At 32.0% G+C, this 14,339-nt stretch carries 7 protein-coding genes; 6 read left to right on the plus strand and 1 reads right to left on the minus strand.

What is annotated here, in order from left to right:
• Positions 1 to 78: 78 nt before the first annotated feature.
• Positions 79 to 645 carry an elongation factor P gene (gene efp / locus KTT71_RS00810; protein ID WP_216782592.1) on the minus strand — a complete coding sequence of 189 codons (567 nt, stop codon included), beginning with the start codon at positions 643 to 645 and terminating at the stop codon, positions 79 to 81.
• Positions 646 to 686: 41 nt separating this feature from the next.
• Between efp and epmB the strand changes: the two genes are divergently transcribed.
• The 6 genes from epmB (at position 687) to KTT71_RS00840 (ending at position 14,238) form a co-directional block, all read left to right on the plus strand.
• The gene (gene epmB, locus KTT71_RS00815; RefSeq protein ID WP_216782593.1) at positions 687 to 1,721 is read left to right on the plus strand and encodes an EF-P beta-lysylation protein EpmB; all 1,035 of its coding nucleotides are present in this window, start codon (positions 687 to 689) and stop codon (positions 1,719 to 1,721) included.
• 1,523 nt (positions 1,722 to 3,244) lie between these two features.
• Positions 3,245 to 5,140, plus strand: coding sequence for a DNA topoisomerase IV subunit B (gene parE / locus KTT71_RS00820; protein ID WP_216782594.1), 1,896 nt, complete (start codon positions 3,245 to 3,247; stop codon positions 5,138 to 5,140).
• A gap of 202 nt (positions 5,141 to 5,342) precedes the next feature.
• Entirely contained in the window at positions 5,343 to 7,616 is a 2,274-nt protein-coding gene (gene parC / locus KTT71_RS00825) for a DNA topoisomerase IV subunit A (RefSeq protein WP_216782595.1), read from the plus strand.
• 637 nt (positions 7,617 to 8,253) lie between these two features.
• Positions 8,254 to 8,991: a 1-acylglycerol-3-phosphate O-acyltransferase gene (locus KTT71_RS00830; protein ID WP_216782596.1), complete on the plus strand. Its 738-nt coding sequence runs from the start codon at positions 8,254 to 8,256 to the stop codon at positions 8,989 to 8,991.
• A 1,571-nt stretch (positions 8,992 to 10,562) separates the two neighbouring features.
• Positions 10,563 to 11,117 carry a phospholipase D family nuclease gene (locus KTT71_RS00835; RefSeq protein ID WP_246543832.1) on the plus strand — a complete coding sequence of 185 codons (555 nt, stop codon included), beginning with the start codon at positions 10,563 to 10,565 and terminating at the stop codon, positions 11,115 to 11,117.
• A gap of 1,903 nt (positions 11,118 to 13,020) precedes the next feature.
• Complete coding sequence (locus KTT71_RS00840) at positions 13,021 to 14,238, plus strand: acetate kinase (protein WP_216782597.1); 1,218 nt, start codon at positions 13,021 to 13,023, stop codon at positions 14,236 to 14,238.
• The last annotated feature ends 101 nt before the right edge of the window (positions 14,239 to 14,339 follow it).

Genomic DNA, 14,339 nt, shown 5'->3' on the forward strand with positions numbered 1-14,339 from the left:
ATTCTATGCAGTTTGAGTTATTCTTTGAACTGAAAATTATTTTATAGATTTTTAAAAGGAGATAAGTCGATTTTATAATTATTTTACGCGAGAGATATATTCGTTAGAACGGGTATCCACTTTGATCACTTCTCCTATCTGTGCAAATAAAGGAACTTTGACTACTGCTCCAGTAATTAAAGTTGCATGCTTACTCATAGTACCAGTGCTATCTCCTTTCACGCCTGGATCAGTTTGAATTATTTCTAGCTCTACAAAATTAGGAGGAATTACATGAATTGGTCGACCATTCCATAGGGTTACAATGCACTTCTCTTGATTGAGAAGCCATTTATAGCTATCGCCAACAGCTTTCTTGTCGGCAGCTAACTGCTCAAAGTTTTCGTCATTCATGAAGTAATATAATAATTTATCCTTGTAGAGATAAGTGAGGTCCAGATTTATAATATCTGCACTTTCTACGGAATCGGTGGATTTAAAAGTTTTTTCAACACGAGCTCCGGTTAGAAGGCGTCGCATTTTGACGCGCGCAAAGGCTTGACCTTTGCCTGGTTTAACGAACTCACTGCTTTCTATAGCATAAGGTTCGCCTCCGAACATTATTTTAAGACCAGGGCGGAAATTGTTGCTATAATAAATCACCATTACAGTCCTTTAGAAGTATTTATAATTGGAGTGCCGATAGAATGGCACATTTTTTAGAATACAATAAACAGCATAAAGAAGATTGGCTGAGACAACTTTCCGATGTTATTGTTGAACCATCAAAGTTACTTGAATATTTATTACTTTCTGATAGTGCTAGATGGAAAAAATACCACGATGTAAGAAACTCTTTTCCCCTGCGTGTGCCTCACGCTTTTGCTCGTCGCATGAAAAAAGGAGATCCTAATGATCCTTTGCTCCTACAGGTAATGATTGCTACCGATGAATTCATCTCTACTCTTGGATATTCTAAAGACCCACTGAAAGAGCAAGAAGATTCTATTGTCGTTCCAGGACTACTGCATAAGTATGCAGACCGAGCCTTGTTATTAGTAAAAACTAACTGTGCGGTTAACTGTCGTTATTGTTTTCGCCGTTACTTTCCTTACCGCTATCATCAAGGAAATAAAGTTAATTGGCTGCAGGCACTGGATTATATTCGCAAGCAACCAGCAATAGATGAAATTATCTTATCAGGTGGCGACCCATTGATGGCAAAAGATCATGAGATATCTTGGTTGTTAAAAGAAACTGAGACTATCTCTCACATCAAACGATTTCGCATTCATAGTCGTTTGCCAGTTGTCATTCCTAAGAGAGTTACCTTTAATTTAATAGAGTGTTTATCCAGATCACGTCTCCATATCCTTCTAGTTACGCATATTAATCATGCTAACGAGATTGATGAAGAATTATTGGATGCTATGAAACGTCTAAAGCGTGCCGGTATTACGCTGCTCAATCAAGGCGTATTGCTGCGCGGTGTAAATGATAACTCAGATACCTTAGCAGATCTTAGCAGAGCGTTGTTTAATGCGGGTATTATGCCCTATTATTTACACCTTTTAGATAAAGTTCAGGGCACTGCACATTTTATGGTGTCAGATGATAGAGCTCGCATTATTATGCGCGAATTAATGACAAAGATGCCTGGATATATGGTTCCTAAACTCATGCGAGAAATAGGTGGTCAATCAAGCAAAACGTCAATTGATTTGGGTTTACAACAAAAATGATTTCAAGATATCATAAGTATCTTAAAGATACAAGTGGATTCTGAGCTATATAAAATATATACATCTAATACAGTTAAAATGCATTATTTTTATAAGAGTTCAAAAATTTTATATATCAGTTATCGATATATTGTAGTCATGTTTAATTTGTTTGATAAAGTAAACTACTATTTTCATTTATTATCTGATTAAAGCAATTTCTGAATTGCAGTACTATTAGATAAAGACTATATTTTATCTATCTTATAAGAATTAGGTATTTTAATGTAATCATCTTTATTGAGAAATAAAGTAGTATCTAATATTTTAAAACCATACTTTTTAAAAAAGCTGTAATATTCCTACTGAATAAATAAAACACCATCAATTATGTATAGTCCCATATAATAATATTATGCATGCATATGATATCAAGATATACCAGCCCATTAAGTAGTAACAGAGTATATTGATGAGGTAATTATCTTTTAATATTTAACCCTATTAAAAGATAGATAAAAAATAGCAACACGTTTTTGATGATTAACTCTTGCTAAGCTGTTTTAGTGTGCTCTCTATGCTGCTGTTTTATTGATCTATGATCATAATCATTAAGTTTTCAAGAAGAAGATATTAGTTTTATTTCAAATGTTCTGCCTCTATCCTGAAAATTCAGGAAATAATTTTATAATTCTATATTATTAGCATCTTAGATACAAATTTTTAGTACATACATAATGCAAGATACTTAAGTTTAACGTAAATTTATTTACTGTTAATATAACGATACTTCTATACATTGCGAATTGTTCTCTTTTATTACAATGTATAATTGAATAATATCCTTCATTTTTAGCTCTCTAGATACAGAATGAAAAATAGATTTAATAGTTATTCATAAGACGCCATATTTTTATATGGAAACACATTTCTAATACTTCTTTATTTCCTCTAAGGAAACTCAGGTTAATTATTAATTAATCATTAACTAATATTATTAGTTAATCAATTTTATTTCATTTCCATGTTATTGTATCTTGATCTTTCTTTGTTCTAGTGATTTTGGCTTGATTTAACTCTATTGTCATGCCTCCTTCAAGCGTATGGCACTTAACTCTAACAGAGCTAAGTAATTAAATCTATTTTAATGTTATATAATAGATAAATTATATATTATAAAAACACATCTATAAGAGCTATAGGTATTTGTTAGAATTGTATTAAAATTTAAGGTATAAAATTTATACAGTTTCACTTATTTAGTATAATTAGATATTTTCTAATTATACCTGCAAAATATTAATAATTTTATAATGCATGATTAAGGATTGTTAACCAAGGTTATGGTTACCGAATAAAGTATATTTTGAAGATATAGTAAGGTATACTCTAATATCATTTAATTTATAAATCTTTTCTCTATTGAGTTAAACGACTACTCAAATATAGATATTCAAACTGTATATAACCTTCGACGAGATCAAAAGCACCTATTGATATATCTATTGGTTGCAGAGAATGAACAACTTATAAAGATCCATTGCATGATTCAATCTAGTTATAATTCTGATTCTATTGAACTTCTTAGCGGCCTAGAATCCATACGCCTTCGCCCGGGCATGTATACCGATACCTCAAATCCTAACCATTTGGCTCAAGAAATTATAGATAATAGTTTAGATGAAGTTCTTGTTGGCTCTGCATCTCGAGTAGAGGTAATTCTGTATCCGGAACAATCGCTAGAAGTCCTTGATAACGGGCGTGGTATTCCAGTGGATATTCATACCAAAGGTCTTGTATCTACCATTGAACTGATCTTTTCTCGTTTGCATACTGGCGGAAAATTTTCTAATAAAAGTTATCAATTCTCTGGCGGTCTTCACGGTGTTGGTCTTACAGTAGTTAACGCCTTATCGAAACGTGTAGAAGTAATTGTTCGGCGTAATGGCAAGGTATATCTTATAGTATTTGAGGACGGATCTAAGATAACAGATATTCATGTAATTGGTAAATGCAGAAAACAAAACACTGGCACCAGTGTACACTTTTGGCCTGATGAAAGATTCTTTGATAGCCCAAAATTTTTAGTTTCTAGCTTAAATCATCTGCTAAGATCAAAAGCAATCTTATGTCCTGGAGTTGAAATCCTATTTAAGGATAAAATAAATAACATTGAACAGCGTTGGTGCTATCAGGGTGGTTTAAGCGACTACCTCATGAATACTGTTAAAGGTCTTAGCACGCTTCCTGAGCATGCATTTACCGGTTCTTTTTCTGGGAATAGCAAGTCTTTAGACTGGGCGTTATTATGGCTACCAGAAGGAGGGGAACTACTAACTGAAAGCTATGTTAATCTCATACCCACCATACAAGGAGGTACTCACGTTAATGGTCTACGTCAGGGATTGTTTGAAGCAATGTGCAATTTTTGTGAATTTAGCAATCTCTTGCCACGACGACTTAAGCTAACGGCAGAAGATATTTGGGGACGTTGTGCGTATGTACTCTCCGTAAAAATGCAGAATCCACAGTTTGTAGGACAAACAAAAGAACGCTTATCTTCACGTCAGTGCTCGACATTTGTTTGTGGTATTGTTAAAGATGCTTTCAGTATTTGGCTAAGCCAAAATATCCAGATGCCTAAAAAATTAGCTGATTTTATAATTGCTAATGCTCAGAATCGTACGCGTATTATTAAGAAAATTATACGCAGAAAACTTACTGGTGGTCTAGAACTGCCGGGTAAATTAGCGGATTGCACTTCTAAGGATCCTGCAAGAACAGAGCTGTTTTTAGTAGAAGGAGATTCTGCAGGTGGCTCTGCGAAGCAAGCTCGTGACCGTCAATATCAAGCAATCATGGCATTAAAAGGTAAGATATTGAATACATGGGAAGTCTCTTCTGATGAAGTTTTGCTTTCTCAGGAAGTACATAATATTTCTGTAGCTATTGGTATTAATCCAGATAGCAATGATCTTAGTCAGTTGCGCTATGGTAAGATTTGCATACTAGCAGATGCAGATTCAGATGGTTTACATATTGTAACGTTGCTTTGTGCATTGTTTGTCCGTCATTTCCAAGCCTTAATATCTAATGGACATGTTTACGTTGCAATGCCGCCACTGTTCCGTATAGATCTTGGAACAGAGGTCTTTTATGCGCGTAATGAAGAAGAAAAAAATGAATTATTAAAAGAGCTAAAGATAACAAAAAGAAAATTACATGTGCAGAGATTTAAAGGTCTAGGAGAAATGAATCCATTGCAGTTGCGTGAAACCACATTAGATCCGTATAAGCGTCGTTTAGTGCAGTTAACCATTGATAGTAGCAATTTTGCTCAAACTATGGCTATTATGGATATGCTTTTAGCTAAGAAACGTTCTGCAGATCGTCGCGATTGGCTAAAGAAAAAGGGTAATCTAGCTTATATAAGCCTATAATCCTTGTAGTGACTTCACAAGTATAAAGCTCAACCTCATAATTCCGCAAGGATAATTACAGTTATCAATTATTACAGAACACTATGTAAAGAAATATTGAGCATCGCAGGAAATTATGTAAAAATTAATTCAATAATGAAGTGCCTTGTGCACTATATCAATCAGTAATATCTAGTTATATAGATAAGCAAAAGGATTTTTAATGAGTCATCTGATACATGATAATAGTGAAAGACAAGTACTGTATAGATTTACAGAAAAAGCTTATCTAAACTATTCTATGTATGTCATCATGGATAGGGCCTTACCTTTTATTGGAGATGGTTTAAAACCTGTACAGCGTCGTATTCTCTATGCTATGTTTGAATTAGGATTAAGCAATACCGCTAAATTCAAAAAATCTGCTCGTACTATCGGCGATGTCTTAGGTAAATATCATCCTCATGGTGATAGTGCCTGTTATGAAGCCATGGTTCTCATGGCTCAGCCCTTCTCCTATCGTTACCCATTACTCGATGGTCAAGGTAACTGGGGTTCTCCGGATGATCCAAAGTCCTTTGCCGCAATGCGTTATACTGAATCACGTTTGTCTAAATATGCAGAAATACTACTAGGAGAGCTAGGACAAGGGAGCGTGAAATATAAGCCAAATTTTGACGGTACTACGCAAGAACCAGAAACATTACCTGCTCGTCTTCCTAATATTCTACTAAATGGCACTAGTGGTATCGCTGTTGGCATGGCAACTGATATCCCCCCGCACAACTTGCGTGAACTAGCTAAAGCCTTAGTTATCTTGCTGGACAATCCGCGCATGACGCTCGACAATATTCTTGAGCACGTACAAGGTCCTGATTATCCAACTGAAGCTGAGATCATAACTTCACGAGAAGATATTCGCAATATATACCATACCGGATGCGGTTCAGTGCGCATGCGTGCAATTTGGAAACAAGAAGGTGATGTAGTTATTATTAGCGCACTGCCATATCAGACTTCAGGTGCTAAAGTTTTAGAACAAATTGCTAGCCAGATACGTGATAAAAAATTATCAATGGTCGAATATTTACGTGATGAATCCGATTATGAGCATTCAACTCGTCTTGTGATCGTACCTAGTTCAACTAGCGTAGACTTGCATCAGGTCATGAGTTACCTTTTCGCAGTTACTGATCTAGAAAAAAGCTATCGCATTAACATGAATATGATTGCCTTGGACAATCGACCAGCAGTAAAAAACTTACTTGAAATATTGAATGAATGGCTAGTTTATCGTCGTGATATAGTGCGTCACCGTTTGAGTTGTAAAATTGAAAAAATTATTAAACGGCTGCATATTTTAGAGGGGTTAAAAGTAGCATTCCTTAATCTTGATAAAATGATCCACATTATTCGTAGAGAAGATGATCCAAAACAAGAGATGATCTACCTTTTTAATATTTCTCATGTACAGGCTGCATATATTTTTGAATTAAGACTGCGTGATCTTGCTAAATTAGAAGAGATAAAAATTACTAGTGAACAAGAACGTTTAACTAAAGAATATAATAATTTACTTTCATTTCTTTCATCTAAACATAAACTTAATACTTTGATTAAGGAAGAAATTCAAGCTGATGCACAGGCCTACGGTAATGAACGCCGCTCCCCGATAAAAGAGCAATTGCAAAACGATGATGTTATTACAAAGTACAATTGTATTACTCCTGAGCCTATAACCATTGTGCTCTCTAAAGCTGGATGGGTGTGCATCATAAAAGGTCATGATGTTGATCCAATTTTTCTGAGTTATAAATCCGGTGATAGTTTCCTCGCATCTGCTCGCGGCCAGAGTAATCAGTCAGCAGTATTCATTGATTCGATAGGTCGTAGTTATACTCTTAATGCAAGTACTTTTCCGTATGATCGCGGAACATGGGAGCCCCTAATAGGTAAGTTGATACCCCCAGAAGGAGCTACAATTGAGAGGGTTCTTATGGCTGCAGATAGTCAAAAATTATTGATGTATTCAGATGCAGGGTATGGTTTTCTTTGCACTTTTAATAATTTGATTACAGGAAATCGTTCTGGTAAATTAATCATCAGACTATCAAAACATGCGAACGTGTTATCACCTATTTTCATTAATAGCACTGAAGATGAAATGCTCATTGCAATTACACAGGGTGGTCGTATGTTGATGTTTCCTGTAAACGCTTTACCTTCCCTCTCAAAAGGTAAAGGTAAAAAAATTATCTCATTTACAACTGCAGAGCGCTTATCAGGTAACAATAAACTGGCTTACTCGATAGTAGTGCAGTCACAGATGTCTATTATCATCTATTCAAGAAAGAGAAAGCTAGTTATGAAGTCGCGGACACTTTCAAAATTCCGGGCTAACCGGGGATGTGAAGGTCAATTATTACCGCGTGGTTTTCAGGTTATCGAACACATCGATATTTTAAAGACAAAGCAAAAAATTAGTTCTCCTGATTGATATTTAATAGTATATTACTAAGATTTAAAAGTTATATTTTGATCAGTAACTACATGATAGTTTATAACTATATATTTTATGATTCCTTAGATACATTAATATTTAACATAATTTTATCATAATTACTATGATTCCTTAAAAATATATCGCGACAAAAGACAAGATCTAAAGTGTGAAAAATATATTTATTATAGTTAGGAAACTTACTAAATATTTAAATCGTACAGTTCAGTATATTGATAAAGCCATGGCTGCAATATTGACGTTATTTTTTTAATAAACCAGCTCCTAGTTGAATTTTTCAAAATACTAGTGCGAGCTATTATAGCAAATAATTTATAACTTTTCATAATATCTAGATTAGCTTATTTATGGATATAATATATATTAAATATTATATTGTATGATTCTTTTTAAGAACTTTGGTATATTTAGTGAATCTCACTCATATAAATATACAAGATTAATAATTAATTTATTTATAGTTTTCGGATATGAGCATTTTGTGTGCTTTATCATGAAACATATTATGCATTGATCTTATAAGCTTTTAAGGCTTGCTAGTAAATAGTATTCTCTGGATATCCATATAAATTTTAGTAGACATGTTACTAAGGATAATTCTTATAGGACTTTTATGTTATGTATCATCCGCATTGTTCTAGCTACTATATACTGCATTTTAGCCTGCGTTTTAGGTTCTATTTATTGCATATTTAGCCCACGAAATCCCCGTCATGTCGCTACTTTTAGTTATATATTTGGACTTTTGTCTCCTTTGTTTGGTCTTAAAGTAGAAACGCGTATTCCAGTAGAAGCAAAAGATTATGGCAATTCAATTTATATAGCAAACCATCAAAACAACTACGATATGGTTACGATATCTAAAACTATTCAGAGAAATGTAGTCACTGTCGGGAAGAAAAGTCTGATTTGGATTCCATTTTTTGGAACGCTATATTGGCTGACAGGAAATTTGATGATTAATCGAGCAAACCGATCTCAAGCACATCATGTTATCACAGAAGTTGTGAATCAGTTCCGTACTGCAACTATATCCTTCTGGATGTTTCCTGAAGGCACGCGTAGCCGAGGGCGCGGCTTGATGCCGTTTAAAACCGGTGCCTTCCATGCTGCTATTGCTGCTGGAGTGCCTATTGTTCCTGTATGTGCATCAGATACTAACGATAAAGTAAAACTGAATCGTTGTAATAACGGACTTGTTATTATTGAGATGCTACCTCCGATAGATGTAAAGAAATATGGTAAAAATCAGGTGCGTGAACTCTCTAACTATTGTCATGCCCTGATGAAAGCTAAAATTAATGAACTCAATGCTGAAGTAGCTGATCGCGAATCTAATTCCTATTTCTAAGGAATACTATTATGTATCTTTAGAATATCTGCAAGATCTTGTTTTAAGATAATGAATAAAATAGTTTACGCTATCTTTACTATATTAATCAGGATTGCGACTATTATAATTTTCCTATGTGCATATAATTAAATAAAATTATTTTATCATATGCACATTGTATGTTATTTTTATACTTTCCTGTATTTTTCTCATATTATTGTCTGCATGCAGCATATAGCTATCTAAATCTATTTATATTATGGGGGTATATCTTCTTAATATTATTTGCTCTATGAGGCTTACAAATTTATAATCTGATTTATTGTGATATCATGCTTTGTAATCGATCTAATTGATTAGATATCATAATATTATCATATTAGATTATTTATAGGATAATTCAATCACCAATCTTAATATCCCAAGAAATATATACTAAAAATATTTTTCTTCATGCTATGCCCTCTTTTTATTATATTCTCATATTATGGAATACATTAAACTGTAGCAAGTGCTGTGATAAGAGATCACAATTGTTACAAAAGCTAATTTTATAGCAAAATGTTAAAACAAATTATTCATTTGCTTCTTAAAATTTTAATTATGCCCTAAGAAATAACTAGCTGTGTCATTCGTGATCATCATATTACTTCCGAAACTTTAAGATTTAGATATCTTTTAGAATGGTGCTACAAGTAATTTTTCGTTGTGCTATTTTAGCCATCTCTAGGTATCTCCTAGTATGGATAACTATATTTAAAATTAACTACTCATTATTTCCTGCTTCTTTATTAAGAGCTATTAAATTTGTTAGGCATATAAAATAGTTCTCAAAGTAAGCGTTACACAGGATATGAGCATTAAAAGATTAATTTTTCAATAATGTTTTCGATTGCGCAGACACTATAAACAATTTCGATAAAAACGGTATACCTAATAATTTGTATCTTACTATTATTAAGAATTATAAATATATATATCACCCATATCAGTCAATTACTCAGAAGTACCACTAACTCATATGTGCTCTGAGATTCAATAAATAAAACTCCTAAAATAAAAAATTATCTGCTTATATTAGTATAAGTATTCATGTTATAGATCAATATATCTATAAAAGCAAATTGATCTGCGCTTTAAATCAAGGATATGTAATTAAGAAAATAGACATAATGATAAGATCTTGGGTTAGAAATAAGGAAATGAGAAAATGATTATGTAATCGAAACTTACGAAGTTTAGCAAATAATTATCATATTACTCTGATTCACTAGATTAAGTCATAATTTTCGGGATGACAAATCTTGAGTAATGTTAAAGTGTCCATCTATATTCATCATCTCAATTAAATAAAATGACATAAATTTTTGCGAGTTTGTATATCAAGAATCAATATTATAGGGAAATATGTTAAGTAAATTATTGATTAAATTATATCATATATAATATTTATATGGTGTTTGTATTATACTGTATGTGTTTACGTATTATTTTATGCTTAACTACGATATTCTTTTCTTTACTCTTCTCTCTTTTTTAACGGGGTAGAAGAATATGAATGCGTGTAACTTAGTAAGGATTATACAAGAATGAGTAATTTATTAAAATTAACTACTATGATTTTTTTTCTTTCTGTAATGATCATAAAACCCGTTTTAGCAAGTACTAGCATACAAGATATCGAAGTAGGTTTTTCGCCGGGTCAAACAGCAAAGAAGATAGTTATTGCAGCAATAGATGAAGCTAAAATATCAATTGATCTTTCGGCTTATTCTTTTACTAGTAAGCCTATTGCATTAGCTCTAGTTGATGCTCAAAAAAGAGGCGTTAATATACGGGTTGTTGCCGATAAAAGATTAAACAGCGGTAAATATACTGCTATCACCTATCTTGCTCATCAGCATATCCCAGTAAAACTAAATGACAAGTATGCAATTATGCACAATAAATTTATAATTATTGATGGTCATTCAGTTGAAACTGGATCTTTTAACTATACGCAGAGTGCAGTATCCCGTAACGCAGAAAATGTGATTTACTTGCGTAATAGACCAGATATTGCTGAAAAATATATAAGAGAATTTAATCGTTTATGGAGCGAAGCTATGCTCCATAATTATATATTAACAAACTACATAGGATAGATTTATACACTAAAATAGTTATTGTGTAATAAAGAAATATTATATTGACGTATTTTGAGTAAGCGTAATATTTATACAATATAGTGCTTAATTTATCAACAAACATACTCAAGTACTCATTATTTTATAATACAGATTATATACCCAATAATTTAATGAACAAAATATTAATTCTTGGTCAATTAGTAATTTGTATTTCAATCACCATTTTTCAATAGACTTACCTAAGTCGTAATGGCTTTCATATTATTTGGTTACCGCAAAAAATTCTATAGGATTCAGATATGTTAAATATCATGATTTAAGTAGGGAATTTAATTCTATTTACTAGATTTTATATATTTAAGAAATATTATGCATTAATAGATAATTCTTAGTAAGAAAGATATATCATATCTCTCATGGAACACATACTCTATTTTTTAGATCTGGTTATACAGTATCTTTTCTAGATTTTGTAAACAGATGGTATTAGGTACTTAATCGATAATTTCTAATCTAAATAAATATCCTGTCTATAATAAATCTTCTATGAATTCCTCCACTAGGCTTTTATATATACTATTCGTGACAAATCAGATGCATAACGATTAAATTTTAGTAACACACTCTTTTAATATGTTATGCAAATCTTTTGTGGAGAATATTTCTACTATATAAAAAAATGAGATTTATTTTTTTTAGATTGTTTCCTGGAGATTTTTGTGTTCTTGCTTTTTATTATAAAATTTCTGTCAAGGATGGTTGTTTGCATTTTGTTAATAAATATTTCTTGAGTTGTATGATTAATGCTATCACTTGATTTGTAGTATTGCGGGGTATTGATTGATAAGTTTCGATATTATATATAATTGTATATTATTATATTCTATAGAGAATTTATGATAATGAATATCACTTGATAATGATACATTATATACATTTTATTAGAATTGAATATGATAGAGACGGGCAAAAAGTAAAAAAGTTATGTTTAAATCTAACAACTAACTCAAAATCTCTAAATTTCACTTACCTTATGTCTTATCTCAACTTAGGACGCAGTACTGAGCATTTTCTCTAGCTTTATGATTTTTTTCTAAAATACTTTTCAAGAAATGATATATTGCTTTTATCTTAACAATCCTTATTGCTGACTAGATTCTAATAATTTTTGATAGATTACTCTGCATTAGATTAATCAACTTACTATTGATATAGTCAATATTTTTAGTTAGTTTCTAAAAAATTTTTAGATCTGCATAATTGTAGAAATTAAAATAATTCAGTGCAGTCGTCATTAAACCTCTATTTTGAATATCATTATCAAATAGTTCATAGTTGCATAAGCATTATGCATCAGGGAGTAATATTTTATGAAATAATTGTATTAAAATATTACTAATTGGCAGACCTGTGAGAAAATATGTCTCTATGTATTTCAAAAATATAAATTATGATATATCCTCATTTGGTATAAACATTGCAGTGCGTTAACTATGTTTATAAGAAATAAAATAGTATATATTATGATTGATATTTATTTAGAGTTATTTCTTAGCATAAGCACTAATTATTATAACTATTGCGTTATTGGAGAAGAAAATAGTTTTCATAAATTATTATATTAAATTTTATCTCTTAAGCTTATATTTTAATTGACTGACACTATATGTTATATAAAATTTAAAAAAGAATACTATTATCCATGATAATATAGTTATAAAAGATTTATTTTTAAATATCTATTTATCATACTGCATTCAGTTTTAATGAGTATGCATTCTGACTAAATAGAATATTAAGAATTAAAGGTGAATAAAATAACAGATGATATATGACACTGATAATGAATATTAAGCATATATTATTCCGATTTTTAATATATTATTATTTTTAAACTAGGCATAAAGCAGGTAGTGACATGTCTAATTTGGTATTAGTTCTCAACTGTGGTAGTTCATCAGTAAAATTTGCTATTATCAATGCAGTTAACGGCGACAAGCATTTGTCTGGATTAGCTGAGTGTTTTAAACTGCCGAAGGCGCGTATTACATGGAGAATAAACGGCGCTAAATACAAAGAAAGTCTAGGTTCTGGTGCATCCTATAATGAAGCATTTCACTTTATTCTTAATTTTATTATTTCCCAAAATAATGAACTCTCGAAATCTCTTTTAGGTGTAGGCCACCGCATAGTGCATGGTGGCGCAGATTTTACTAAGTCAGCTCTGATTACTGAGAAGGTTATAGCAGGTATTAAGAACTCAATCCCTCTTGCACCACTACACAATACTGCACATTTAATGGGTATTACTGAATCATTCAAATACTTTCCAAACCTAAAAGATAGAAATGTTGCTGTATTTGATACTTCTTTTCATAGCACAATGTCTCAAGAGTCTTATCTTTATGCTTTGCCATATCACTTATACAAGAAATATGGCATACGTCGCTACGGTGCACACGGTACCAGCCATTTATTTGTAAGCAAAGAAGCAGCGAAAATTCTGCATAAACCCCTTGAAGAACTCAATGTAATCACTTGTCATTTAGGGAACGGTGACTCTATAGCTGCAGTTCGCAATGGTAAATGTGTTGACACTTCTATGGGGATGACTCCCTTAGAAGGTCTTGTTATGGGCACTCGTTCTGGAGATATTGACCCATCTATTATATTTTACTTGCATGATATATTAGGGATGAGTATTGAACGGATCAAGAGGCTGCTAACCCAAGAATCTGGACTTTTAGGATTAACGGAAGTCACTAGTGACTTCCGTTACGTTGAAGAGAACTACGAAAAAAGAACTGATGCCAAACGTGGCATGGACGTATTTTGCCATCGCTTAGCCAAATATATTGCTGCTTATACTACGCTTATGGAAGGTCGACTAGACGCTGTTGTATTTACAGGAGGTATTGGTGAAAATTCAGTAATATTACGACGACTAACTTTAAATAAACTCTCTTTGCTGGGTTTTAAAATTGATCATAAGCAAAACTCTATAACATGTTATGGCGAATCAGGTATTATTACTAAAGATGGTAGCCCTATAGCTCTTGTCATTCCTACCAACGAAGAATGGATTATCGCAGAAGATACATATCATCTTGTTTTAACTAAGAACCTATTAAAGTGAATATCAAATAATGAAATTAATAATGATTATGCTTGTATAATTCACTAATTCAGTTGGGTAATAATAGCTAACATTAATATATTTTAAGAGATTATACAAAA

Origin of the sequence: Candidatus Profftia tarda, assembly GCF_904848675.1 — a bacterium.
Taxonomy (GTDB): Bacteria; Pseudomonadota; Gammaproteobacteria; order Enterobacterales; family Enterobacteriaceae; genus Profftia; species Profftia tarda.

Excerpts from the sequence above, each read along its gene's own strand:
- KTT71_RS00835 (WP_246543832.1), top strand. The coding sequence starts at position 10,563 with ATGAGTAATTTATTAAAATTAACTACTATGATTTTTTTTCTTTCTGTA.
- parC (WP_216782595.1), top strand. The coding sequence starts at position 5,343 with ATGAGTCATCTGATACATGATAATAGTGAAAGACAAGTACTGTATAGA.
- KTT71_RS00830 (WP_216782596.1), top strand. The coding sequence starts at position 8,254 with ATGTTATGTATCATCCGCATTGTTCTAGCTACTATATACTGCATTTTA.
- epmB (WP_216782593.1), top strand. The coding sequence starts at position 687 with ATGGCACATTTTTTAGAATACAATAAACAGCATAAAGAAGATTGGCTG.
- efp (WP_216782592.1), bottom strand. The coding sequence starts at position 645 with ATGGTGATTTATTATAGCAACAATTTCCGCCCTGGTCTTAAAATAATG.
- parE (WP_216782594.1), top strand. The coding sequence starts at position 3,245 with ATGATTCAATCTAGTTATAATTCTGATTCTATTGAACTTCTTAGCGGC.
- KTT71_RS00840 (WP_216782597.1), top strand. The coding sequence starts at position 13,021 with ATGTCTAATTTGGTATTAGTTCTCAACTGTGGTAGTTCATCAGTAAAA.